The 22,453-nt window shown below is 61.9% G+C and carries 24 protein-coding genes; 11 read left to right on the top strand and 13 right to left on the bottom strand.

What is annotated here, in order from left to right; genetic code table 11:
- The first annotated feature begins 163 nt into the window (after positions 1-163).
- Genes ATY77_RS01310 through ATY77_RS01320 form a run of 3 tightly spaced genes read left to right on the top strand, consistent with a single transcriptional unit; the run spans position 164 to position 2,555 of the window.
- A complete protein-coding gene (locus ATY77_RS01310) occupies positions 164-1,069 on the top strand; it encodes a LysR substrate-binding domain-containing protein (RefSeq protein ID WP_088685739.1) in 906 nt (301 codons plus the stop codon).
- Between the two features lie 50 nt (positions 1,070-1,119).
- Positions 1,120-2,250 carry an HPP family protein gene (locus ATY77_RS01315; protein WP_088685740.1) on the top strand — a complete coding sequence of 377 codons (1,131 nt, stop codon included), beginning with the start codon at positions 1,120-1,122 and terminating at the stop codon, positions 2,248-2,250.
- Positions 2,251-2,276: 26 nt separating this feature from the next.
- Positions 2,277-2,555 (top strand): DUF6522 family protein, encoded by a 279-nt coding sequence (locus ATY77_RS01320; protein WP_088685741.1) that lies wholly within the window; start codon positions 2,277-2,279, stop codon positions 2,553-2,555.
- A 27-nt stretch (positions 2,556-2,582) separates the two neighbouring features.
- Here the strand turns inward: ATY77_RS01320 and ATY77_RS01325 are convergent, their stop codons facing one another.
- The 3 genes from ATY77_RS01325 to ATY77_RS01335 are packed head-to-tail and all read right to left on the bottom strand — an operon-like array spanning position 2,583 to position 4,878.
- Positions 2,583-2,834, bottom strand: a complete 252-nt coding sequence (locus ATY77_RS01325) for a hypothetical protein (protein WP_088686226.1) — start codon at positions 2,832-2,834, stop codon at positions 2,583-2,585.
- 53 nt (positions 2,835-2,887) lie between these two features.
- Entirely contained in the window at positions 2,888-4,516 is a 1,629-nt protein-coding gene (gene groL / locus ATY77_RS01330; RefSeq protein ID WP_088685742.1) for a chaperonin GroEL, read from the bottom strand.
- A gap of 47 nt (positions 4,517-4,563) precedes the next feature.
- A complete protein-coding gene (locus ATY77_RS01335) occupies positions 4,564-4,878 on the bottom strand; it encodes a co-chaperone GroES (protein WP_088686227.1) in 315 nt (104 codons plus the stop codon).
- Between the two features lie 384 nt (positions 4,879-5,262).
- Between ATY77_RS01335 and ATY77_RS01340 the strand changes: the two genes are divergently transcribed.
- The 5 genes from ATY77_RS01340 (at position 5,263) to ATY77_RS01360 (ending at position 7,209) form a co-directional block, all read left to right on the top strand.
- The gene (locus tag ATY77_RS01340) at positions 5,263-5,553 is read left to right on the top strand and encodes a hypothetical protein (RefSeq protein ID WP_088675643.1); all 291 of its coding nucleotides are present in this window, start codon (positions 5,263-5,265) and stop codon (positions 5,551-5,553) included.
- Between the two features lie 131 nt (positions 5,554-5,684).
- Complete coding sequence (locus ATY77_RS01345; protein ID WP_088685743.1) at positions 5,685-6,038, top strand: hypothetical protein; 354 nt, start codon at positions 5,685-5,687, stop codon at positions 6,036-6,038.
- Positions 6,039-6,093: 55 nt separating this feature from the next.
- On the top strand, positions 6,094-6,426 hold the full coding sequence (locus ATY77_RS01350) for a four-helix bundle copper-binding protein (RefSeq protein ID WP_088685744.1): 333 nt from the start codon (positions 6,094-6,096) through the stop codon (positions 6,424-6,426).
- Positions 6,427-6,457: 31 nt separating this feature from the next.
- On the top strand, positions 6,458-6,784 hold the full coding sequence (locus ATY77_RS01355; protein WP_088675646.1) for a DUF2934 domain-containing protein: 327 nt from the start codon (positions 6,458-6,460) through the stop codon (positions 6,782-6,784).
- A 5-nt stretch (positions 6,785-6,789) separates the two neighbouring features.
- Positions 6,790-7,209, top strand: coding sequence for an HD domain-containing protein (locus ATY77_RS01360; RefSeq protein WP_088686228.1), 420 nt, complete (start codon positions 6,790-6,792; stop codon positions 7,207-7,209).
- Between the two features lie 46 nt (positions 7,210-7,255).
- On the opposite strand, the gene ATY77_RS01365 is transcribed toward ATY77_RS01360, so the two are convergent.
- On the bottom strand, positions 7,256-8,359 hold the full coding sequence (locus ATY77_RS01365; RefSeq protein WP_088685745.1) for a flavodoxin family protein: 1,104 nt from the start codon (positions 8,357-8,359) through the stop codon (positions 7,256-7,258).
- Positions 8,360-8,504: 145 nt separating this feature from the next.
- On the opposite strand from ATY77_RS01365, the gene ATY77_RS01370 reads away from it, so the two are divergent.
- Both ATY77_RS01370 and ATY77_RS01375 read left to right on the top strand, forming a co-directional pair.
- Positions 8,505-10,901, top strand: a complete 2,397-nt coding sequence (locus tag ATY77_RS01370; protein WP_088685746.1) for a PAS-domain containing protein — start codon at positions 8,505-8,507, stop codon at positions 10,899-10,901.
- Positions 10,902-10,993: 92 nt separating this feature from the next.
- Entirely contained in the window at positions 10,994-11,503 is a 510-nt protein-coding gene (locus tag ATY77_RS01375; protein WP_088685747.1) for an HIT family protein, read from the top strand.
- On the opposite strand, the gene ATY77_RS01380 is transcribed toward ATY77_RS01375, so the two are convergent.
- The 9 genes from ATY77_RS01380 to ATY77_RS01420 all read right to left on the bottom strand — a co-directional run bounded on the left by ATY77_RS01380 (position 11,500) and on the right by ATY77_RS01420 (position 20,387).
- Positions 11,500-11,922 carry a type II toxin-antitoxin system VapC family toxin gene (locus ATY77_RS01380; protein WP_088685748.1) on the bottom strand — a complete coding sequence of 141 codons (423 nt, stop codon included), beginning with the start codon at positions 11,920-11,922 and terminating at the stop codon, positions 11,500-11,502. The genes ATY77_RS01375 and ATY77_RS01380 overlap by 4 nt on opposite strands.
- Positions 11,922-12,164, bottom strand: a complete 243-nt coding sequence (locus ATY77_RS01385) for a type II toxin-antitoxin system prevent-host-death family antitoxin (protein WP_088685749.1) — start codon at positions 12,162-12,164, stop codon at positions 11,922-11,924. Before ATY77_RS01385 ends, ATY77_RS01380 begins: the two co-directional genes overlap by 1 nt.
- Before the next feature lie 143 nt (positions 12,165-12,307).
- Complete coding sequence (locus tag ATY77_RS01390; RefSeq protein ID WP_088685750.1) at positions 12,308-14,158, bottom strand: DUF2264 domain-containing protein; 1,851 nt, start codon at positions 14,156-14,158, stop codon at positions 12,308-12,310.
- A gap of 76 nt (positions 14,159-14,234) precedes the next feature.
- The gene (locus ATY77_RS01395; RefSeq protein WP_088685751.1) at positions 14,235-15,509 is read right to left on the bottom strand and encodes a sugar ABC transporter substrate-binding protein; all 1,275 of its coding nucleotides are present in this window, start codon (positions 15,507-15,509) and stop codon (positions 14,235-14,237) included.
- 28 nt (positions 15,510-15,537) lie between these two features.
- The gene (locus ATY77_RS01400) at positions 15,538-16,251 is read right to left on the bottom strand and encodes a YesL family protein (protein WP_088685752.1); all 714 of its coding nucleotides are present in this window, start codon (positions 16,249-16,251) and stop codon (positions 15,538-15,540) included.
- A gap of 20 nt (positions 16,252-16,271) precedes the next feature.
- Complete coding sequence (gene ugpC, locus ATY77_RS01405) at positions 16,272-17,381, bottom strand: sn-glycerol-3-phosphate ABC transporter ATP-binding protein UgpC (protein ID WP_088685753.1); 1,110 nt, start codon at positions 17,379-17,381, stop codon at positions 16,272-16,274.
- 15 nt (positions 17,382-17,396) lie between these two features.
- The gene (locus ATY77_RS01410) at positions 17,397-18,569 is read right to left on the bottom strand and encodes a glycoside hydrolase family 88 protein (RefSeq protein WP_088685754.1); all 1,173 of its coding nucleotides are present in this window, start codon (positions 18,567-18,569) and stop codon (positions 17,397-17,399) included.
- A gap of 4 nt (positions 18,570-18,573) precedes the next feature.
- A complete protein-coding gene (locus tag ATY77_RS01415) occupies positions 18,574-19,410 on the bottom strand; it encodes a carbohydrate ABC transporter permease (RefSeq protein ID WP_088685755.1) in 837 nt (278 codons plus the stop codon).
- Entirely contained in the window at positions 19,407-20,387 is a 981-nt protein-coding gene (locus tag ATY77_RS01420) for a sugar ABC transporter permease (protein ID WP_245314268.1), read from the bottom strand. The genes ATY77_RS01415 and ATY77_RS01420 overlap by 4 nt, the downstream gene beginning before the upstream one ends.
- 220 nt (positions 20,388-20,607) lie before the next feature.
- Here ATY77_RS01420 and ATY77_RS01425 point away from each other — a divergent pair, with 220 nt between their 5' ends.
- On the top strand, positions 20,608-22,401 hold the full coding sequence (locus tag ATY77_RS01425; protein ID WP_088685756.1) for a heparinase II/III family protein: 1,794 nt from the start codon (positions 20,608-20,610) through the stop codon (positions 22,399-22,401).
- Positions 22,402-22,453 lie beyond the last annotated feature (52 nt).

The following is a 22,453-nucleotide window of genomic DNA, read 5'->3' on the forward strand; positions in this document are numbered from 1 at the left end:
CCGGCTTCGGATGGCTATTTCCGTGGCGTCGCGTTCGTTTTTTCGGCAGCCGTTTCCCATTTAGCCTGGGTGGTCAATTTATATCGTAATGCGACTTGAGCAGCGGCAATGATTTTTATATAGAGAATTATCTGTTCCCATAATTTCGAAAACGAGATTTTCATTGGACCTTTCGTCGATCGAAATATTCCTCGCCGTCGCCAGCGATCGCAGCGTTACGAAAGCCGCCAAGGCCGTCGGGCGGGTGCCGTCCAATGTGACGACGCGCATCCAGCAATTGGAGGAAGATCTCGGCGCGTCCCTCTTCAGCCGTGACGGCAAGAAGATGACGCTGACGCGGGAGGGCGAGACCTTCCTCGCCTATGCCAACAGGCTGATGGCGCTTGCGCTCGAAGCGCGCCAGGCCGTGCGGCCGCTCGCCCCTTCGGGGATTTTGCGGGTCGGCACGATGGAGAGCACGGCGGCAAGCAGGCTGCCGGCGGCGCTGACACAGTTCAACCAGATGTGGCCCGATGTGTCGCTGCAGCTGACCATGGGCGCCTCCCGCGATCTTGCCCGCGCCGTCATATCAGATGGTCTGGATTGTGCGCTGATCGCCCGGCCGCCCAAGACGATGCGCGCGGAAGAACAGGATTTCGATGCCGAGCTGAAGACGCTGGCGACGGAGCCCGTCTTCGTCGAGGATCTGCTGATCGTGCTGCCGTCTGGTCATCCCTCGATCAAATCCGCCGCCGATCTGCGCGTCGCTTCGCTCGCCGCTCTGGAGCCCGGCTGCACCTATCGCAGGATCGCCGAGAGCTGGGCGCGCAAATCCGCTGCCTTGCCGACCCGCGAACTCGGCTCCTACCACGCCATTCTGGCAAGCGTTGCGACCGGCAATACGGCCGGCGTCATGCCGAAATCCGTTCTGGATCTGATGCATTGGCCGACGGCCGTCCAGACCCATCCGCTTGGCCCTGTCGAAACGCTGCTTGTCTACCGCAAGGGCGACTGCCCCAGCGCCTTCCATGCCTTCCACGAAGTTCTCGGTGCGACGAAGGGCAGAGATCCCAGACTGGCAATGAACTAGCCCGCCCGCCTCCTTCAGCCGCCGATATCCCTCACGCAATTGGTCTTGTCATGCAGTATCCCGTTTCCCCGAAGGTGGGACCGAGCCGTTTCCGTCGCTTCCGCCTGTTCTCGCCGATCCTTGCCGGCGCGACCTTGCGCGAGCGATTGATCGCCTGCCTCGGCGCTTTGCTGGCGATCGGGTTTACCGGCGTCATCAGCGGCTATCTCTTTGGTCAAGGCCCGCACCTTCCGCTGATCGTAGCGCCGATGGGGGCGTCGGCCGTGCTTCTTTTCGCCGTGCCGGCAAGCCCGCTGGCGCAGCCCTGGTCGATCATCGGCGGCAACACCATCTCCGCCATGATGGGCATTATCGCCGCTTATTTCATCCGCGATCCGATCATCGCGACCGGTGTGGGCGTGTCGCTCGCCATCGGCGCGATGTCCTTCACGCGCTGCCTGCATCCGCCTGGAGGCGCGGCGGCGCTGACGGCCGTCCTCGGCGGCCCCGTCGTTGCCGGCTGGGGTTTCCTTTTCCCCTTCGTGCCGGTCGCCCTGAACTCCTGCATTCTCGTTGGCCTCGGCCTGCTGTTCCACAAGCTTTCCCGGCGGAACTATCCGCATGTGGTGCCGAAACCCGCGGAGAATACGCATCAGACAATCGACCTGCCGTCTGCCGTGCGGGTCGGCTTCCGCGAGGAGGATGTCGACGCGGCGCTGGAAGCGCTCGATGAAACCTTCGATATCGATCGCGCCGACTTGAGCCGCCTGTTGCAGCAGGTCGAGCTGCAGGCCACGATCCGGTCGAATGCGAGGATCAGCTGCGCCGACATCATGTCGCGCGATGTGATCGCGGTCGGCGAAGCCGCGGAACCGGAGGCTGCGCGCCAGCTTCTGCTGAAGCACAATATCCGGACGCTGCCGGTGAAAGATCCCGAAGGCCGCCTCATCGGCACTATCGGCCTGCGGGAATTGTCGGCGAGCACCGATACGATCTCGGGCGCCATCTCGAGGCCGGCGGTGGCGAGGCCGGCGGATGCGGCCCTGTCGCTGCTCCCCGTGTTGACGGACGGGCGCACGCATGCCGTCATCATCGTCGATGACAATTACCGCATCCTCGGCCTCATATCGCAGACGGATCTTCTGAGCGCCGTGGCGCGGCTGCTGCCGAATGACAGCGTGCCGATCCCGGCCGTGGCCTGATCTCGGAATGATTGGAGAATAAGCCGATGATGATCGAACGCGATCCGAACGGGGATTTCATCCTCGATTCATCCGAGCTCGCGCAGCGGTTCGGCCTGTCGCTGACCGATCTTCGCCGCCACATGCGCCATGGCTCCCTCGTCAGCTCCGTGGAAATCGGCACCGCTGAACACGAAGGCACGAAGCGGGTGTCGCTACGCCTCGGCAACAGGCTTTGGCGCGCGGTGCTGAACGCCGAAAACGAAGTGCAGCATGAGGAGATGACCGTTCTTCGGGGAAACGCGCCCGGGCGGTCGCGGCGCTGAAATATCGCCGCGGATCCGGTTGCGGGGTCAGGCCTTCGGTTCGCCGCCTTTCACGGGTTCGAACAGGCCTCGGGCCGCTTCGACCATCGACCGCAGGTGATTGGGGTCGCGCACGCCCTGCCGGTAGAGCTCGATGATGATGCTCGCCATCCGTCCGGCCTCGTCGCTGTCCTTTGCCACCCGATAATCGGCGCTGATCGTGTCGAAGACGCGCTGGCAGGTTTCGAGGTCGCAGGAATCCAGTGGAACCTGCGACCGGTTTACGATCGTTTGAACCATCTTCATTCCCTCGGAAAAGGCCCGTCCGGCGGTGCGGGCGGGCCGCGATTGTTTTAGAAATCCATGCCGCCGCCGCCGGGCATGGCGGGAGCGGCGTCCTTCTTGGGCTTCTCGGCGACCATGGCTTCGGTGGTGACGAGAAGGCCGGCGATGGAGGACGCATCCTGCAGCGCGGTGCGGACGACCTTGGCCGGGTCGATGACGCCTTGCGCGTAGAGGTCGCCATATTCCCCTGTCTGAGCGTTCCAGCCGTAGGAGAACTCGCTCTTCTCGCGCAGTTTGCCGACGATGATGGAGCCTTCCGCTCCGGCATTTTCGGCGATCTGGCGAACCGGCGTTTCGACGGCGCGGCGAACGATGTCGATGCCGACGCGCTGGTCGTCATTGGCGGTCTGGATATTGCCGAGCGCTTTGACGGCGCGCAGCAGCGCCACGCCGCCACCCGGCAGAATGCCTTCCTCGACCGCCGCCCGCGTCGCATGAAGCGCATCGTCGACGCGATCCTTCTTCTCCTTCACCTCGACCTCGGTCGAGCCGCCGACGCGGATGACGGCAACGCCGCCGGCGAGCTTGGCAAGGCGTTCCTGCAGCTTCTCGCGGTCGTAGTCGGAGGTGGTTTCTTCGATCTGGGCCTTGATCTGGGCGATGCGGCCTGAAATGTCGGATTTCGAACCGGCGCCATCGACGATGGTCGTGTTTTCCTTCTCAATCGAGATCTTTTTCGCCCGGCCGAGCATATCGAGAGTCACGCTCTCAAGCTTGATGCCGAGGTCCTCGGAGATGACCGTGCCGGCGGTGAGGATCGCGATGTCTTCGAGCATGGCTTTGCGGCGGTCACCGAAACCAGGCGCCTTGACGGCAGCGATCTTCAGGCCGCCGCGCAGCTTGTTGACGACGAGCGTTGCAAGCGCTTCGCCTTCAACGTCTTCGGCGATGATCAGGAGCGGTTTGGCGGATTGAACGACGGCTTCGAGAACTGGAAGCATCGGCTGCAGGTTCGAGAGCTTCTTCTCATGGATGAGGATATAGGGATCTTCGAACTCGGTCCGCATCTTGTCGGCATTGGTGACGAAGTAGGGGCTGAGGTAGCCGCGGTCGAACTGCATGCCTTCGACGACTTCGAGCTCGGTTTCAGCGGTCTTGGCTTCTTCCACGGTGATGACGCCGTCATTGCCGACTTTTTCCATGGCCTGTGCAAGATAATGGCCGATCTCGGCGTCGCCATTGGCCGAGATCGTGCCGACCTGGGCGATTTCTGAGTTGTTGGAGATTTTGCGGGCATTGGTCTTCAGTTCTGCGACGATGGCGCTGACGGCAAGGTCGATGCCGCGCTTCAGGTCCATCGGGTTCATGCCGGCGGCAACGGCCTTGGCGCCTTCGCGAACGATCGCCTGGGCAAGAACGGTTGCGGTCGTGGTGCCGTCGCCGGCGATGTCGCTGGTCTTCGAAGCGACTTCGCGGACCATCTGGGCGCCCATATTCTCGAACTTGTCTTCGAGTTCGATTTCCTTGGCGACCGAAACGCCGTCCTTGGTGATGCGCGGCGCGCCGAAGGACTTGTCGATCACGACGTTGCGGCCCTTCGGGCCGAGCGTGACCTTGACCGCATCGGCGAGAATGTCGACGCCGCGCAGCATCTTGTCGCGGGCTTCCGTGCTGAATTTGACTTCTTTAGCAGCCATGTCCTCACTCCTTCATAGGCAGCTGGCTTCACATGCGCGCAGCCGTTTCAGGCGGCCTGCTTCCCTTCGCTCTGGGCTTCGATGATGCCCATCACGTCGCTTTCCTTCATGATCAGCAGGTCTTCGCCTGCGATTTTGATCTCGGTGCCGGACCATTTGCCGAACAGGATGCGGTCCCCGGCCTTGACGTCGAGCGGCTGGATCTGGCCGGCATCGTTGCGCGCGCCGGGGCCGGCGGCGATGACTTCGCCTTCCTGCGGCTTTTCCTTGGCAGTATCGGGAATGATGATGCCGCCTTTGGTCTTCTCCTCGGAATCGACGCGGCGGACGAGAATGCGATCGTGAAGCGGTCGGAGCGACATGCCTTCCTCCATGCACAAACGGTAATGGCGGTTCCCCTGGCCGAACCGGATGATCAGTCCGGCGGGTGCGCCTCGTATGCGGGCGCGTTTCGCGTAAATGATCTGGTTCGACGGCATTTCGATTTCAAGAGGATGGCGGAAAAATTTAGCACTCTCCGTCGGAGACTGCCAGCGCCCATCGGATCAACGTCCAGGGGAGCAGCGCCTGAGGGAACCGAAGATCAACTCCTGCGTTCGAAATGCAGGCGATGGTCGTCGCGCTCGGGTTTCGAAGGCGCGTTCAAGCGTACCGAGGCTTGAATCCGCACCTTGGCACTCCCAGCTCTTCGGTGATCGAGGCTTGATGAGCTCGGTTGTGTCCCACGTCTTTTTGGAGTGGCTGAAATGGAAGAGAAAACCAACATAATCAAAGACCTCAGTATCGAGGAGCGCGAAGAAGTCTTCGTCGATATTGCCCGCACGCTGGAGGATACGGCGCGTGAGGCCCTGGTCGAAGGCAATAGTCACTTCGCCGCCGTTTCCACCAACATGGCCGAGGCGATCCGCATCAATGCCGACGAACTTGCCCGTGACGATCCTGAGAATGCCGAGCTCGTCTTGCAGCAGGCGACCGCGATGATCCTGCAGTTCGAGGCCGTGCACCCCTATCGCATGGTGAGCATGGCCGTTCATTGATTGCCGGCCGCCTGCCCGGGCGGCCGTCTCCTTCCAAATGAATCGCATCATCCGGAACTCTCGCTGCCCCCGGCGGTTATTGGATCGCGGGGCGAGCCTGCGCGCCTTGCATGACGGAAGGAGGACGTGACATGACTTCCAATTCGACCGGGCTGCCCGAAAGCGGCACTGATGATGCGCGCTCAGCGGATACGGCACAGGCCGACAGCGACCGCAAAAAGGCGCTGGACGCCGCCCTGCGCAACACGAGCTTGCCGGCAGACGCCGACAGCGGCTGGGAAACCCAGAGCCTGAGACTTGCGAAGGAATATCTTCGCCTCGGCGGCAACCGCCGCTCCAAGATCGACGACAACATCACCACCGTCCGCCATTGGAAGGAAGACCCGCCGGAGGCCGAGCGGTTCTGGCAGGAACGGGTCGAGACGCTCTCCAAGGACGAGCGCAAGCAGGTGGAAGATTTTCTGCCGACCATCAATACGCCCTGAAGACCGCCGCCTTCGGGCGGCTCCCTCAACCGCGTTTCAAAGAGGAGGATGAAGAATGCATCGGCTCGACGCGCAAATGCAGACATGCATCGATAATTGCCTGCGCTGCTACAGCGTTTGTCTTCAAACGGCGATGAACCATTGTCTCGAAGCCGGCGGCAGGCATACCGAACCCGCGCATTTCAGATTGATGATGGCTTGCGCCGAAATCTGCCGCACATCGGCGCATTTCATGCTGATCGGCACGGATCATCATCGGCACACATGCCGCGAATGCGCGGAAATCTGCTCGGAATGCGCAGCCGACTGCGAAAGGGTGGGCGACATGCAGGAATGCGTCGATGCCTGCCGAAGCTGCGCCGAAAGCTGCCGCGAAATGGCAGCCTAGCGCCTCGATCCGCTTAACCCCGGAGGAGATCATGGCCATAGACAAGCACGAGCAGATACGCCAGCGCGCCTATGAGATCTGGGAGGCCGAAGGCCGCCCGGAGGGCGCGGACCTGCGCCATTGGTTGCAGGCCTGCGATGAACTGGCCGGCGAGGACGAGCATGAGACGCTGCAGGACCTGATCGACGAAGACGACCGCGACGACGCTGCCCTGCTTCAGGCCGCAGGTGAGAGCGGCGATTTCGACCCGCCGCGAACGGCGCCTGGCCAGTTTGCCGCGGCGCCCGTGCCCGATGTCGAGATCACGACGGGCGCAAAGCCTTCCGCGCGGGAGGTCAGGAAGACCGAAGGGCCTTGATCGCCATGCAGCATCTCGATCACGCCATGCAGATCGCTATGGAGGCTCATGAAGGGCAGGCGGACAAGACCGATAAGCCCTACTTCGAACACTGCCAGCGGGTGGCATTTCTCGTTTCCGGCGATGAAGCGAAAACAGTCGCTTATCTCCACGACGTCGTCGAGAAAGGCAGCGGCTGGACGCTCGACAGGCTGAAGGAAGAAGGCTTCCCACCGGCGGTTCTCTCCGCCGTCGATGCCTTGACGCAGCGGCCGGACGAGCCGGATGACGACTTCGTCAGGCGCGCGGCATCAAACCCGCTTGCCTTGCCGGTCAAGAAGGCCGACCTCGAAGACAACCTGCAACAGGCCGAGCAGGCGGGCAAGAAAACCGAGAAATATCAGCGCGGGCTCGATATCCTCAGAGAGATGGGGAACGCAGGGTAGTCCGCCGGCCGCCAGAGGCAGGGGCGGTGGCGCTGTGCTGATATCACTACTTCTGGCGCGGCGGCTGCAACTCCTCTCCCGCGGAAACCTGATGCCCCCTGCGCTTGGCCGCAACGGCCTCATAAAGCGTTCGAGCGGCGTTGCGAACCTCCTCCTGCATAGGTTGGTCTTTTTCATATGCGGCATGGCTCGTCGCATAGGGCTCCCAATAGCCGATATACCGATCGATTTCGGCAAGCGCGCCGGCTGGAACGAGATCCATGGACTTCAGCCAGTCCGAAAGGCTTCTGCGGGTGTTTTCCGTACCTTCCGTGTCGCCATGAACGATGACGGAAAACATGCGGCCCGCCAGATGACGGGGATAGGGCCAGCCTTTCATTTCGAGCTCCTTGGCCTCTTTGGCATGCTTGCCATGGGTGCTTGTCGGATCGGGATTGCCGCCATCGGCGCAGACGAGCCGGTCGATCATCAGCTTCAGGGCGGATGGCGCCTGGTACCAGTGCACCGGTGTGATGATCATGATGCCGTGCGCCTCGACCCACATCGGATAGATCTCGTTCATCCAATCGTGAATCTGGCCGAGCGAATAATTGGGATAGCAGCTGCAGGGCCAATGACAGAGTGCGGCCGAGGTGGAGAAGCAGGCCTTGCACGGATGGATTTGCCGGCCATATTCGGAGGCCACCCGGCTGAGATCGAGGACCTCGACCTTCACGCGCGGCTGCTGCTCCAGCACCGCCCGTGCGATCTCCACCATGCGGTAGCTTTTCGAAAGTTCTCCCGGACAGGTGTGCTCGCTGCGGGTGGAGCCATTGATGAGAAGAATGCGGATGGGACCGTTTGGATCTTCGTTCCGTTCCTGCGCGGCATGAATGGCATCGCGGGCCGCCAGCCAGTCCTCGGCCAGATCGTAATCAGGGTCCGCGAAACCCGGTCCGGCTTTCCGTGTCTTTGGGCTCTTTCTCGAATGTGCGTAAGCTTCCCAGGCCGCCGAAGCGAGCTTCGAAAGCTCGGCCTGCAAATCGCCGTAGGCCGGGTCCTTGAACTGGTTGAGGAAACGCCGTTTGAACGCAGCTTCGTCGAGCCTTGGGCTGGGACTGCCCTTGCGAGGTTCGAGATCGGCGGTTGAAACGGCAGGGTCGGCGGACATGAGACCTCCTGAGGCCGGTGCTTGGATGAACGCATCGGCGAATGGAGGGTTCCTCCGCTTGCCGGCCAGGAGCACCATCCACACTGGGCGACAACGACCAACGGTAAGGCGCTTATTAACCGGCACGACCTATAGTCGCGTTTCTATGGGCAAACGGAGGATTGTCTTGTCCGGCGAGCTGCACACAATCTTTGCAACGGGCGGCGCATTGTCGAGCCGGCATGGTCTCGGCGATAGCCTGAATCAACACGGCATCGTGATCAGCCTTCTCGATCGCAACGAGCTTCATGAGCGCGCCGGCAAGCGGCCCCTGCCTGAGCTTATCCTGCTGGACGCAACATCACCGGAGGGAGGCGGTCTGGACGACTGCCGGCGTCTCAAGGAGAACGCCGCCACGCGCGATATCCCGGTGATCATCCTCGTCTCGCCGCAGGATGAGGAGACTGCGATTGCAGCACTTGCTGTCGGCGCGGTGGATTGCGTTTCCAATCTCGTCTCCACCCCCGAACTCGTCGCCCGCATCAAGAGACATATCGAGCTCGGCACGGCTCAGGCGCGGCTGCAGGAGCGCAACGAGCAGCTCGATACGGCCCTTGCCAGCATGGGGCAGGGCGTATGCCTGTTCGATGAAGGCGGCCGGCTGCTGCTTTCGAACAGCCGCTACGCGGAAGTCTACGGCCTGGATCCATCCGTCATCCATCCGGGACAGTCGCTCGAAGACATCTTGAACCTCCGGCATGAAGTCGGCGCCGTTCCCTTTGCATCGACCTCGGAATATCTCGCTTGGGCCGAGGCGACCAATATGGGCGATACCCCGCAGGACTGGATCAAGGAGCTCAAGTCCGGCCAGATTATCCGCGGCTATCATCAGCGCACGCGCGATGGCGGCTGGGTATCGACCCACGAGGATATCACCCAGGCTTGGCGCGCCGAAAAAGCCCTTGCGCAGGCGCACGCCCAGGCGGAGCGCGCCGAGCAGGAAGCGCGGGCGGCGCATGCCCGGCTTCTCGCGGCTTTCGAAGTTGTGCCGGAAGGGCTCGTCCTATTCGACGCCGAAGACCGCTTCGTGTTGTGGAACCGCAGATATGAACAGCTCTACGAGGAAAGCGGCGACAAGCTTCTCAAGGGAATGCGTTTCGAAGACCGCCTGCGCGCCGGCATCGAATGCGGCCAATATCCGGAAGCAATCGGACGCGAGGAAGAGTGGCTCACGGAGCGGCTGGCCTATCATACCGAGCCCAGCAGCAAGCATGAGCAGCGCCTGCCCGGAAACCGATGGATAAGGATCGAGGAGCGCCGCGTTTCCGACGGCGGGAGCGTCGGCATCCGCGTCGATATCACCGATCTCAAGATGCAGGAGGCCTCGTTCAGGCTGCTTTTCGAAGGCAACCCGATGCCGATGTGGGTGTATGATCGGGACACCCTGAAATTCCTGCACGTGAACCAGGCCGCCATAGACCATTACGGTTATCGCCTGGACCAGTTCCTGACGATGACGCTGCTCGACATCCAGGCGCCGGAAGATGCAAGGCGGCCGGAGACTGCCGTCTTCGACACGGAGGATCCGGCCGTCGCCTCGACCCGCTGCTCCCGGCATCTCAGGAAAGACGGCACGGCGATCGACGTCACCGTCTATTCCACCTGCCTGAACTACAAGGGCAGCGCCGCATCGCTGGCGGCCGTCGTCGACGTCACCGAAGCCAAGCTTGCCGAAAAGGCATTGCTGCAGCACCGGGACACGCTCGAAGAGATGGTGCGATCGCGCACCGTCGAACTGGCGCGGCAGACCGAGGAACTCGAACGGATGCTCGAACAGGAAAAGCAGATCAACGAGTTGCAGCGCCAGTTCGTGTCGATGGCATCGCATGAATTCCGCACGCCGCTTGCGGTCATCGACGGCGCTGCGCAGCGGCTGATCCGGCGCAAGGAGGCGGCGACGCCCGAGTTCCTTGCGGAAAAGGCGGAGCAGATCCGAAGCTCGGTGTCGCGGATGCTCGAACTGATGGAAAGCATTCTCGCCGCCGGGCGGCTGGATCATGGCCGCATCACCATCGTGCATAAGCCCTGCTCGATTGCCGAGATCATCGAAACCTGCAGCGCCCGCCAGGAGGGCATCCGGCGCTCGCATCGTTTCCTGCTCGACCTCGATCGCCTTCCCCCGATCGTCTTCGGCGATCAGCCCGCGCTGGACCAGGTCTTCAGCAACCTCTTCTCGAACGCCGTGAAATACGCGCCCGATGCTCCGAACGTCCATGTGACAGGCTGGCAGGAAGGCGAAAGCGTCTGCATCGGGGTGCGCGACGAAGGCATCGGCATCGATGCCGACGACCTGCCGAAGATGTTCCAGCGCTATTTCCGCGCCAGAAGCTCCACCGGCATCGCCGGCACCGGCATCGGCCTCAACCTCGTCAAACAGATCATCGAACTGCACGGCGGCACGATCGCGGTGGCAAGCAGCCGCGGCAACGGCACGACCTTCACGCTGCGCCTTCCGATCGGCGCGGAGATATCGGATGAACTGCGCGTTGCTGGTGCCCGGTAGGTCGGGCAAGGCAGCTCTTTCCGGCGCGGCTTTCACTTTTCGGCTGTGATCGGTAATCTCATTGACTGCACGTGAGATTGCAGAGGTTCAAAATGATCGACCGCCAACCCTTCGATCTCGAAGCCTATGTACAGGATATTGCAACAAGGCCGTGCTTTATCTGCGGCCTGGTCGGGAACGACCCCGCTTTCTTTCATCATCGTATTTTCGAGGACGAGGAAACCATCATCTTCCTCAGCAAATATCCGACCCTTCCGGGTTATTGCCTCGTCTGCCCGAGGGAGCATCGGGAGGATTTGGCGCAGGACATGTCGACAGATGAATATCTTCGGCTACAGGAGAAGGTGTACATTTTGTCTCGTGCCCTCAAAAGCGTGTTCAACGCCGAGCGAATTTATGTGCTTTCGCTTGGCAGTCAGCAAGCCAACAGCCACTTGCATTTTCACGTCGTTCCCTTGCCTTTCGGCGTGCCCCTTGAAGAGCAGCAATACCACGCGTTGATGGCGGAGCATGGCGTTCTCCAGATACCCGACGATCAAATGGCGGAGTTGGCGCAACGGATCGCTACGGCGTATCATTTGGAGCTGACTGATCGTAGCTAGCTCTCACGCCGCTCGAGTGGTCCGAGGATTGTGATACCTTCGCTGCGTGCGGCGTCCGCCATCTTTCGATCGGCCGTCGCCAGAGGCAGGTTCTGTGTTTTTGCCAAGGCGACGTAACTCGCGTCATATCCCGTCAGCCCGTAGCGGCTCGCCAAAGCAAGGATCGAGCTGTCGCCTCCCGATCCTGCATCTTCCAGCGAGAGCCTGCGCAGCTGCGTCATCAGCAGGAGAGCTTCGCCGGATCGAAGCCGTCCCCGCCGTTCGGCCATCAGAAACAGATTGCGGGTTTCGAACCAGAACAACGTCGGCACCAACCCGACCGTCGTGCTGAGATCTGACATCAGCCGGTCGGCCGCATCGTGCTGCTCGTCGGGAAGAAACCAGGCTGCAGCGATCGAAGCATCAAGGACAAAGGCCATCAGTAGCGGCGGCCTTCATCCCGCCACTCGCGAATTTCTTCCTGCGTCGTAAACTGACGGCCGGCGCGCTGCGCTTTGATCTCGGAGATCAAAGCGTCAATATCGTTTTCGCGGCGAATACGCGAAAGCCGGGCAACGGGCTTGTTGCCGCGGGAGATAATGACTTCTTCGCCGGCTTCGACCTTGGCTAAAAGTTCGGACAGATGAGTCTTCGCTTCGGCGACTTTGACTGTGACCGCCATTGCGGCTTCTCCGTGGTTTTGTCTATCTTCGAGCTGACAGTGCTTTGGGTGAAGCGCGAGACTGATGATAGGCCTCAGGCACTGAGTTGGTCAACCCTAACCAACTCGCAACGCCAGCTGCATCATAGAACGCTGGGCCGAAGCTAGAGCTGCAGCGCGAATGCCGGCACGCGCATGCCTTTTTCGCGGATATCTCGCTCCACCTCTTCAAGATCGGGACATACCGGCAGATCGCGTAGCGCCTCTGCGCAATCCTCGCCGCTGGGCAGCGCCATTGCCGCGGTCACGAGCACGGTGGTGCCGGGGCCGATTTCGCCGCGCAGCTGTGGCAGTAGGGTCTTGGCGTGGATCAGGTTGGTGTTCGGGATCGGGCTCATTGCGTGGCCGGCCCTGGGCTTCGGCGATAGGTCGACGATGGCGCTGACATCCGTCTGGCCGTACCAGACGGCCCGGCCTTCACCCTGTTCGGAGCGATCGGCGTTGAAATCGGCGCGCTCGATCGCGAAGCCGCCTTCGATGGTGCTCAGCGCCCGGGGCGTGGCGATGCGGTGGATACGGATGTGCCAGGGGTTTGCGGGAATGAGCCAGGTCTCGATGATGACGTCGTTCCAGGGGCGCCAGCGCGAATAGAGCCGGTCGGCCGATATCAGCGCCTCTTCCATCGTTTCCCGCATGCGGAAATGCACGCCGTCGTCGGAGAGGCCGAGCATGCCGTCGAAGCTTGCGGCCGCAAAATTGCGGTCGTCGGCCTCGATGTTGAAGGCGTAGCGGGTGGAATAGACGAATTTCGAATATTTCTCGTTGGCGCCGCGCATCTTGTCGTGCTGCTGGCCGGAGGAGAGCACGACGACATTTCCCGGCGTATGCATGGCCACCATCCCGGCCGGCTTCAGTGGAACCGGCTGCGGGAATTGCGGTTGCGGCGCTTCTTCGGCGCTCCAGAACGGATGGCTTTCGGGAAGGGCGAGCGGCAGGAAGAATTTGAGCGCCCAATAAGGCGAGCCGGGGGAGTTGTAGCTCTCGCTCATCAGGAGGTTCGGATAGCCGTAGCCAACGGAGAGAACGCCGTCACGGTCGGCGATCGGCAGCGCCGACCACCAGCGGATATGGCGCATGTAATAGCCCTTGATCTCGGCCCAGGGCAGCGCTTCGAGGCCGGCAAAGGCAAGCGCGCCCCAGAAGCCGCCGGCGGCAAAGCGGTAGGTCTGGCTGCGGCCGAAGGCCAGGGCGGCGCCATCGGGGCCGAACCAGTGGCGGATATCCCGGGCGAAGATTTCGGCGCGAGCGCGGAAACGCTCCTTGCGCGCTTCGTCGCCGCGCGCCAGCACGGCATAGATCAGGCCGTAGAAATGCATGGCGAAGGGGATGTAGTGATCGACCCGCCTGACCGGCCCATCGCGATACCAGCCTTCGCCGAGATCGAAGGCCTCCGCTTCCTCGAGATAGGCGACAGTTTTGCCGTGGTCGAACGGAACACCGACGCGTTCCAGCCCGAGATCGATGAGGACGCGGAAGAATTTCCAGTTGTTGTCGATGAATTCCAGGTCCCGCGCCGCGCTGAGATAGGCGGCGACCGTCTGCTTATCGCTGTCGCTCAACGGCTCCCAGATATGCTCGGGCACGAGCGCCAGCGCGAAGCCGACGGCGGCGAGTTCGACGAGCCGCTGGTTGCGGTCGGCGAGATCGCCCCAATATTCGGGATGGGCGGGGTTGGTGCCATTCGCGAGCCCGCGCCGGTAGAGATCCCAATGCGGGAAGTGGCGGCCGCCGGCGGCAAGGGGAACGATGCCCCAGAGCGGCCGCGCAAAACCTTCCAGATCCGCCGCCGCCCGGTCGAAGATCGCGCCGGTAGCGCCGAGACGAACGCGGGCGCCGCCTTCGGAGAAATAGGGCAGGAGCGGCTCGAAAAGGTCGATGACGGCCTTTGCCAAATCGTCGCGCGTCTTCAGGGGATTGCCGGAAAGCGGATTGGCCCGGCTGGGATCGTAGATCATTTTTGGCTCTGATTTTTCTGAAACAGGATCGGCCGCGGGCCAGTGCTGGTCAGCGGCCGCCGGTGTTTTGCGAGACCTACTTGATGGCCTTCACGCCTTCGGTCATTTCCTTCAGCCCGTCGTCGACGGAGGTGTTGTCGGTCATGATCGCGTCATGGGCGCGGTTGAGCACGACCTCGATCTTGGCGGCGTTCGGGTTGACGGCCATTTCCAGGTAGGCTTTGGCCGGGATCAGCGCTTCCTTGCTGGCCTCATCCTGCGGGAAGCCGGGCGTCGATGCGATCTTGGCGCTGACGTCGGCGGTCTTCAGCGCCGGGAAAGTGCCTGTCGAAGCGACGACGGCCGCGCCCTCGGGGCCGGTGACGAACTTGATGAAATCGAGCGCGGCCTCCTTGTGCGTGGAATTGGCATTGACCGCCAGGCCCGAGATCTGCGCGGCCGTGGTGCCGGCCGGCACGCCATCGGGATGCGGGAACTTCACGATGCCCCAGTTCTTGCTCTTCGATTCACCCGATTTGACCTTGGCGATCTGGGTGCCGACGAACCATGTGCCCATCGGCAGCATGCCGATCGTGCCGTTGAAGAAGAGCGCCGAGTAATGCGTGTTCGAGGTCTTCAGGAAGGCATAGGAGGGGATGGCGCCATCCTTCTGCAGGGTGAGCGCGCGCTCGTACCAGGGCTTCAGGAAGGCGTAGTCGCCACCGACCAGTGTGTGTTTTCCGTCGAGGATGCCGGGCAGCTGGACGGTCGAACGCCAGGTGTGCAGCAGCGCGCCATAGGTCTTGTTGGTGCCCATGCCGCCTGCGAGCTTCTCGGCGGTTGCGTCGAACTGCGCCCAGGTCATGTCGTTGGTGGGGTAGGGGACGCCTGCCTTGTCGAAGATGTCCTTGTTGTAATAGACGATCCAGAAGTCGGAGCGGAACGGCAGCGAATAGATCTTGCCGTCGATGGTCAGCTCCTCGATCAGGCCGCCATAGGGCGCCGGATCGATCTTCTGGTCCTTCACGAAGCCACTGAGATCGGCGATGTTGCCGGCGCGCACCAGATTGGTATAGCCCGGCACGTCCTTGATGGTGACGATGTCGATGTCCTTCGAGCCGCCGGTCAGCTGCGTCGAGATCATCTGCTGATAATCCTGCGAGCCGAGATCCATCGGCTCGAACTTCACGTTCGGATGCTTGGCCTGATAGGCCTCGATCAGCGGCTTGTAATAGGCTGTTTTGTCCCAGTCCCACAAAGCCCATTTCAGCGTCACGGCGTCCTCAGCAAGCGCTGCGCCTGCCGTCGTCGCGGCCAGAGTGAAACCTGCCACGGCAAGTTTCACCGTCCTCCCGAATTTATCCAAATACATTCCTGTTCTCCTTCCCTGGATCAGTTATTTATGAAGCGTCTCTTGCATGCGATTTGCAGTGCGTCGGTAAGTCCAGAACAATCTCCGCCGCATGATGGACGGCGAATGCGACGGCGAACATTCCGAGCGAGAAATTGAAGGTCGCCGGCATGAACACGGAGATCGGATAGAAGAGGATATGCGCCAGCCACAGCGCTGCGTTGAAGCCAAGCGCTGCAAGTGCCGGAAGCGGGCGGGCGACAGAGGCGAGCGCTGCGAGGCGAAGGAGCCGCAGCGCCGGCAGGTCGCGCATTACCATCAACACGATGAGATGGCAGGCGAGCACGGCGACGAAGGCGGTGGCAACAAGCGCGATCGCCAGCGGTGCGGCGAGCATCAGATTGCCACGCGCGCCGGCTGCATAGGTGGCAGTCGCATGGACGCCGATCGCAAGCACGCCTGCCGAGGCCAGGCCCCAGGCGGTGGCGCGCCAGAAATATTGCCGGAATGCTTCCAAGAAGTCCCTGAGCAGATAGGTGTTGCGATCTTCGACGAAGGCCACCGAGACGCGGGCCATGGCGGCGAGTGCTGCCGGCAGCGTCACCACGAAGAGCGAGGCCAGGATGAACAGGATGTTGAGCTTGACCATCTCCCACCACTCGCGGGCGAGGATGTCTGCGAACAGGGCAAGGCCGGTCTTCGCAGGCGCATCCTTCGGAATGCCCGGCCCCTCCTTCGTCCACATATCCCGCAACCACTGCATGGCCGTCTCCCGCAGGCGCCTCAGTAAAGAATCGAGCGTTCCGTTTCCTTGTCGAACAGCTGCGCATTGCTCATATCGGCGACGAGGCTTGCCTCCTCGCCGATATCGGGCCGGAAGCGCGGCGACACACGGGCGATGAGATTGCGGCCGCCGGCGACCATGTTCAGATGCACCTCCGAGCCCATGGGTTCGGCAAGCTCGACCACTGCCTTAACCGGCGCCAGATTTTCGGGCGGGATGTCGGCCGGCGGCAGTTCGTGGAAGTTCTCCGGGCGGATGCCGAGCACCAGCTCGCGGCCCTCATAGGGCGCGATCCTGCTCCTGTCGAAATGGGCGGGCAGCGGCAGCTCCCGGCCGTCGAAAATGGCGACGTAACCGTCGCCCCGGCGCTGAATGGTCGACGGCAGCATGTTCATCTGCGGCGCACCGATGAAGCCGGCGACGAACATGTTGACGGGGCGGTCGTAGAGGTTCTGCGGTGTGTCGACCTGCTGGATGTGGCCGTCCTTCATGACGACGATCCGGTCGGCCATCGTCATGGCTTCCACCTGGTCGTGGGTGACGTAGATGAAGGTGGCGTTGAGGCGCTTGTGCAACTTGGTGATTTCCGAGCGCATCGTGCCGCGCAGTTTGGCGTCGAGATTGGACAGCGGCTCGTCGAGCAGGAAGACGGCAGGGTTGCGCACCATGGCGCGACCGAGCGCGACGCGCTGGCGTTGGCCGCCCGAAAGCGCTTTCGGCTTGCGGTTCAGGAGATGGGTAATGTCGAGGATCTTGGCGGCGTCCTGCACCTGCTTGTCGATGAAATCACGCGAGACTTTGCGCAGCTGCAGGCCGAAGGCCATGTTCTTGTAGACGGTCATATGCGGGTAGAGCGCATAGTTCTGGAAGACCATGGCGATATCCCGATCCTTGGAGGGGACGTCGTTCATGACGTCGCCGCCGATCTTGAGTTCTCCGCCGGAGATCTCCTCGAGGCCGGCGATCATCCTGAGCGTCGTCGATTTGCCGCAACCGGAGGGCCCGACCAGGATGATGAATTCCTTATCGGCAATTTCCAGATCGATATCGTGGACGACGGTGAGCGCGCCGTAGGATTTGTTCAGCTCTTTAAGCGAAATGCTGGCCATTGGGTTCTCCTGACGTCACCAATAGGAAGACCAGCGGCGCGAAAGACGCGTCAAAGCTTCCATGTAATAATAATCTCCCCAGGAGACGCACTCATCGACGCCCTCGCCGCGGCAGGTGTTGAAGGGCGACTTTTTCGAATAGGTGGCGTGCAGCACCAGGCCGTTGGAAACGGTGGGGTCCTTGACCGCATAGTGGTCGGCGAGGCTCTTCATCATGCGCCGCGCCAGCATGCGGTAGTGCTCGGCGGCTTGCGCCTCGACGAGGTCGGCCATTTCAAGCAGGCCGCAGGCGGTGATCGAGGCCGAAGAACTGTCGCGCGGCTCGCCGTCGCCATCGGAAAAGACGAGATCCCAATAGGGCACCATGTCGGCCGGCAGCCGATTGAGATAGAAGGCGAGCAGCCGGTCGAAGGTCTGGCGATATTCCTCGATCCGCTCGTAGCGGTAGGAGATCGCCATGCCGGCGATGCCCCAGGCCTGGCCGCGCGCCCAAGCGCTATCATCCTTGTAGCCCTGTTTGGTGGCGCCGCGCACCGGCGCGCCGGTGACCGGGTCCATGTAGAAGGTGTGATAGGTGGAATCGTCAGGCCGCACCGAATTGGCGAGCGTGGTGCGGGCATGGGTGAGCGCGATCTCACGGTATTTCGGATCGCCCGTCTCGCTGCTGGCCCAATAGAGAAGCGGCAGGTTCAGCAGGCAATCGATGATGTAGCGGTATTCCTCCGCCTTGCCCTTGTGGCCCCAGGCCTGGATGAACTGGCCGATCGGCTGGAAGCGCTCGATCAACTGGTCAGCGGCCAGGATCGCCGCCTTGCGGCCGTCCTCGTCCCCAACGAGTTTCCAGGCGGCGATGCAGGAGGGCGAATAGAGAAAGCCCATGTCGTGGTGATCGGTCTCGATGCGGTTGACGATCCGATGCAGGAAGGACTGGACTTGGATCTGCGCGGCATGCCGGAACACCGGATCGCCGCTATGCTCGAAGGCGAGCCATAGTTCGCCGGGCCAGAAGCCCGCCGTCCATTGGTCGTTGGCAACGGCGGGATAGAAGTTGTTGACGCTCGAATGGTTCTGCGCGGCATAGGTGAATGTGGGAAGGTTGCGCCTGACCTGCGCGACGGCGAGATCGAGCGCGGCGTTCACTTCCTTGTCGGTGATCGGCTGCGGGGCGACTGTTGAAACGGCATTCATGGCTTTAACCCTTCAGTCCCGTCGAGGCGATGCCTTCGACAAAGAAGCGCTGCAGAGCGAGGAAGACGACGAGAACGGGCACGAGGGCGACGACGGAGGCCGCCATGATCAGCCCGTACTCGGCCGAATATTGCGAGATGAACATGCGCAGGCCGATCTGGACGGTCTTCAGCTCGGTCTTGGTGAGATAGATCATCGGCCCGAGGAAATCGTTCCAGGTGCTGACGAAGGTGAAGATCGTCAGCGTCGAGAGGGCGGGCTTGGAGAGCGGCAGCATGATGCGCGCCCAGATCTGATATTCGTTCATGCCGTCGATGCGCGCCGCCTCGCAAAGCTCGGTCGGGATCGACATGTAGAATTGCCGCATCAGGAAAACGCCGAAGGCGGTGAAGGCCTGCAGGCAGATCAGCGCAAGATGCGTGTTGTTGAGGCCGAACTCGCGCATCAGTAGGAATTGCGGCACCATATAAACCTGCCAGGGCATGGCGATGGTGGCGATATAGCCGAGGAACAGCGTGTTCTTGTAGGGGAAGTTCAGCTTGGCGAAGGCGTAGGCGGCAAAGCTCGACGTCAGAAGCTGCAGCAGCGTGACGATGATCGTCAGCTTCGAGGTGTTGTAGATGAAGAGCGCAAGCGGGATCTTGGTCCAGATATCGACGTAGTTATGCCATTGCGGCTGCGACGGTATCCACTCGATCGGGAAGGCGAAGACGTCACGGCTGAGCTTCAGCGACGCCGAGAGCATCCAGGCGAAGGGCATCAGCATCACCACAGTCACCGTGATGACGATCGCATAGAGGAGGACGGTTTTGACGGTGATCTTGCGTCCGGCGATCCTCATGCTTCGTCCTCCCTCTGGCGGTGGAACTGGAAGACCGTGACCGCGAGCACCAGGAAGAACAGTACAAGCGAAATCATGCTGGAATAGCCGAGATCCCAGGAAATGAAGGCCTCGTTGTAGATGTGGTAGACGAGGACGAGCGTCGATGTGCCGGGGCCGCCCTGGGTGATCATGAAGATCTGATCGAAGACCTTGAAGGACTGGATCGTCAGCATGACGGTGACGAAGAAGGTCGTCGGCCCGAGCTGCGGCACGGTGACGTGGATGAATTTCTGCCAGGAATTGGCGCCGTCGAGATCGGCAGCTTCATAGAGCTCGGCATTGATCCCCTGCAGGCCGGCCAGATAGATGACCATGTAATAGCCCATGTTCTTCCAGATGCCGAAAAGGATCACCGTCACCATCGCCCAGTGGCGGTCGGCCGCCCATCCAGGCATGTTCTTCGGGTCAAGGCCGAGCGTGTAGAGGATCATGTTCACCGGTCCCATCTCGGGATTGAAGATCATGTTCCAGACGACGGCGACGGCGACCAGCGAGGCGACATAGGGAAAGAACATCGCCGTGCGGAAGAAATTACGCCCCGCGATCTTCTGGTTGAGGAGGACGGCGAGGCCGAGTGCGCAGAGCAGCGTCGCCGGCACCGAGGCGACCGTATAGATGATCGTGTTCCAAAAGGCCGCGACGAAGGCCTTGTCGTCGAACAGCCGCCAGAAATTGTCGAGCCCCGCGAATGTGATCGCATTCGAGCCGTCCCAGTGCATGAAGGCGAGCGCGAAGGCGAAGAGGATCGGACCGAGCGTGAAGACGGCGAAACCGATGAAATTCGGCGCGATGAAGGAATAGGCGACGAGCGCGCTGCGAATCTTGCGCTGGCGCTTGGAGAGCGCCGTGACCTTCCGGCGCGGAGCTGCCGGGGCGCTATCCCTGGCGATGACCGAATTCGATATGGACACCGATGCTTCCTCCTGGTCGGGCATTCCGCTGGCGGCTTCCGGGCTTTTCTAACCTAAATGCAGAGCCGTTCGGGCGGACGGGTGCCGCCTGTTCTTCCTCCTGCCAAGGACATAGCACATCTCCGGTATTGGTCAAACAAGTTCTGAATAGATCATACAAATTTTATGGCGAGCGCCGAAAACATATGATAGGTGGAAATGGAGGCAGAGGCCCATCGATGCTTTTTCCGGTGTGGGGAGGGACATGTTCAGCGAGATTTCAGGCGCGTTGCCGCACGTCCTCGGCGATTTCACCCCGGAAGCCGTCTACTCCGACCGCGAGAGATGGAACGCGTTACCGCAGGCGGTGCGGGACGTGGTCGTGCACGACGCCGAGGCCACGCTTGCGCGAACATGGCCTCTGATCACGGCTTCGGATTACCGGGAATATACGACGACCGGCAATCGCTCGCGTTTCGAGGCGCTTTATTTCACGCGGCGGCGGATGCTCAACGATCTGGTGCTGGGCGAACTCGTCGAAGGGAGCGGGCGGTTCCTCCCCGGCATCGTCGACGGCATCTTCCTGATCGCCGAGGAGAGCGGCTGGCAGCTTCCGGCGCATAATGCCTATGGGCGCGGCGGCCCGCGTCTGCCGCTTCCCGACAGTTCGCAGCCGGTCGTCGATCTCTTCGCCGCCGAAACGGCAGCCCTTCTGGCAACGATCGTCGCCTTGCTCGGCGATGCGCTCGACAGCATCAGCCCGGAGATCGCGGCGCGTGTGAAGCGCGAGATCGAGGCCCGCATCCTGACGCCCTATCTCGGCCGGCATTTCTGGTGGATGGGCAACGGCGCGGAGCGGATGAACAACTGGACCGCCTGGATCACCCAGAACGTTCTGCTGACCGCCTTTTCGCTGAAGACCGATCAGCCGGCGCGCCGCGCCGTCACCGAAAAGGCGCTCGGCAGCCTCGATGCCTTTCTGAAGGACTACGCCGAGGACGGCGCCTGCGAGGAAGGCGTGGTCTATTACCGCCATGCCGCACTCTGCCTGCACGGCGCGCTGACCGTGCTCGACAGCGTTGCGCCCAGCCTGTTCGACAGGATCTGGCGGCAGCCGAAGATCCGCAACATGGCCGAATATATCGCCCACATGCATGTGGCCGGCCGCCATTATATCAACTTCGCGGATTCCTCCGCGGTGGTCGAACCCTGCAGCGCGCGCGAATATCTGTTCGGCAAGGCTGTTGGTTCCGAGATGCTGGCCGCCTTCGCGGCAGCCGACCGGGCGGCAGCCGAGAGCCCGCACCTGCCGGCGGAATGGAACCTCTGGTATCGCGTGCAGGAACTGCTGACCGGGCCGGCAATTCCAAAGACCGAGCCGAATCCGGTGTCCGGGCGGGATATCTTCTATCCCGGCATCGGCCTGTTCGTCGCCCGCGACGGGCAGTTTTCGCTCGCGGTCAAGGGCGGCAACAATGGCGAAGGCCACAATCACAACGATGTCGGCAGCGTGACGCTCTACAAGAACGGACGTCCTTTCCTGATCGATGTCGGCGTCGAGACCTATACCGCCAAGACCTTTTCGCCGCGGCGCTACGAGATCTGGACGATGCAGTCGGCCTATCACAACCTGCCGACTTTCTCCGGCGTCATGCAATCCGCCGGCGACGCCTTCGGCGCTAGCGACGTCGAGGTCGAATTCGGCGAGGCGCGCGCGCGCATATCGCTCGAAATTTCAGGCGCCTATCCTGAGGAAGCGCAACTGCGCAGCTATCGGCGCACGGTCTCCCTGCTGCGTGGGCGCCATGTCGAGATCGTCGATGCCCATGACGGCGACCAGCCGGCGGTCCTGTCGCTGATGGCGTGCGTCACGCCTGTTATCACCGAGAACAGGATCGATCTCGCCGATCTCGGCAGCATCTTTGTCGACGGCGCTGGCGAAATCGAAGTCGACGAGATCGAGGTGAATGACGCCAGGCTGAGATCGGCCTGGCCGGAGAAGCTCTATCGGCTGCGCCTGCCGTTCGCCGGCAAGTGCCTGAGATTGCAGATAAATTGAAAAGTTAGAGCATGATGTTGTCCGAAAACCGCTTACAGTTTTCGGCATCATG

The organism is Rhizobium sp. R634 (genome assembly GCF_002211305.1).
Taxonomy (GTDB): Bacteria; Pseudomonadota; Alphaproteobacteria; order Rhizobiales; family Rhizobiaceae; genus Rhizobium.

Bases quoted from the DNA above. Each gene is read 5' to 3' on its own strand.
- ATY77_RS01415 (WP_088685755.1), bottom strand. From the start codon at position 19,410: ATGAGGATCGCCGGACGCAAGATCACCGTCAAAACCGTCCTCCTCTAT.
- ATY77_RS01360 (WP_088686228.1), top strand. From the start codon at position 6,790: ATGCAGCATCTCGATCACGCCATGCAGATCGCTATGGAGGCTCATGAA.
- ATY77_RS01420 (WP_245314268.1), bottom strand. From the start codon at position 20,387: ATGCCCGACCAGGAGGAAGCATCGGTGTCCATATCGAATTCGGTCATC.
- ATY77_RS01355 (WP_088675646.1), top strand. From the start codon at position 6,458: ATGGCCATAGACAAGCACGAGCAGATACGCCAGCGCGCCTATGAGATC.
- ATY77_RS01390 (WP_088685750.1), bottom strand. From the start codon at position 14,158: ATGATCTACGATCCCAGCCGGGCCAATCCGCTTTCCGGCAATCCCCTG.
- ugpC (WP_088685753.1), bottom strand. From the start codon at position 17,381: ATGGCCAGCATTTCGCTTAAAGAGCTGAACAAATCCTACGGCGCGCTC.
- ATY77_RS01340 (WP_088675643.1), top strand. From the start codon at position 5,263: ATGGAAGAGAAAACCAACATAATCAAAGACCTCAGTATCGAGGAGCGC.
- ATY77_RS01365 (WP_088685745.1), bottom strand. From the start codon at position 8,359: ATGTCCGCCGACCCTGCCGTTTCAACCGCCGATCTCGAACCTCGCAAG.
- ATY77_RS01350 (WP_088685744.1), top strand. From the start codon at position 6,094: ATGCATCGGCTCGACGCGCAAATGCAGACATGCATCGATAATTGCCTG.
- ATY77_RS01345 (WP_088685743.1), top strand. From the start codon at position 5,685: ATGACTTCCAATTCGACCGGGCTGCCCGAAAGCGGCACTGATGATGCG.
- ATY77_RS01425 (WP_088685756.1), top strand. From the start codon at position 20,608: ATGTTCAGCGAGATTTCAGGCGCGTTGCCGCACGTCCTCGGCGATTTC.
- ATY77_RS01370 (WP_088685746.1), top strand. From the start codon at position 8,505: ATGGGCAAACGGAGGATTGTCTTGTCCGGCGAGCTGCACACAATCTTT.
- ATY77_RS01375 (WP_088685747.1), top strand. From the start codon at position 10,994: ATGATCGACCGCCAACCCTTCGATCTCGAAGCCTATGTACAGGATATT.
- ATY77_RS01325 (WP_088686226.1), bottom strand. From the start codon at position 2,834: ATGGTTCAAACGATCGTAAACCGGTCGCAGGTTCCACTGGATTCCTGC.
- ATY77_RS01385 (WP_088685749.1), bottom strand. From the start codon at position 12,164: ATGGCGGTCACAGTCAAAGTCGCCGAAGCGAAGACTCATCTGTCCGAA.
- ATY77_RS01335 (WP_088686227.1), bottom strand. From the start codon at position 4,878: ATGTCGCTCCGACCGCTTCACGATCGCATTCTCGTCCGCCGCGTCGAT.
- ATY77_RS01380 (WP_088685748.1), bottom strand. From the start codon at position 11,922: ATGGCCTTTGTCCTTGATGCTTCGATCGCTGCAGCCTGGTTTCTTCCC.
- ATY77_RS01395 (WP_088685751.1), bottom strand. From the start codon at position 15,509: ATGTATTTGGATAAATTCGGGAGGACGGTGAAACTTGCCGTGGCAGGT.
- groL (WP_088685742.1), bottom strand. From the start codon at position 4,516: ATGGCTGCTAAAGAAGTCAAATTCAGCACGGAAGCCCGCGACAAGATG.
- ATY77_RS01320 (WP_088685741.1), top strand. From the start codon at position 2,277: ATGATGATCGAACGCGATCCGAACGGGGATTTCATCCTCGATTCATCC.
- ATY77_RS01400 (WP_088685752.1), bottom strand. From the start codon at position 16,251: ATGCAGTGGTTGCGGGATATGTGGACGAAGGAGGGGCCGGGCATTCCG.
- ATY77_RS01410 (WP_088685754.1), bottom strand. From the start codon at position 18,569: ATGAATGCCGTTTCAACAGTCGCCCCGCAGCCGATCACCGACAAGGAA.
- ATY77_RS01315 (WP_088685740.1), top strand. From the start codon at position 1,120: ATGCAGTATCCCGTTTCCCCGAAGGTGGGACCGAGCCGTTTCCGTCGC.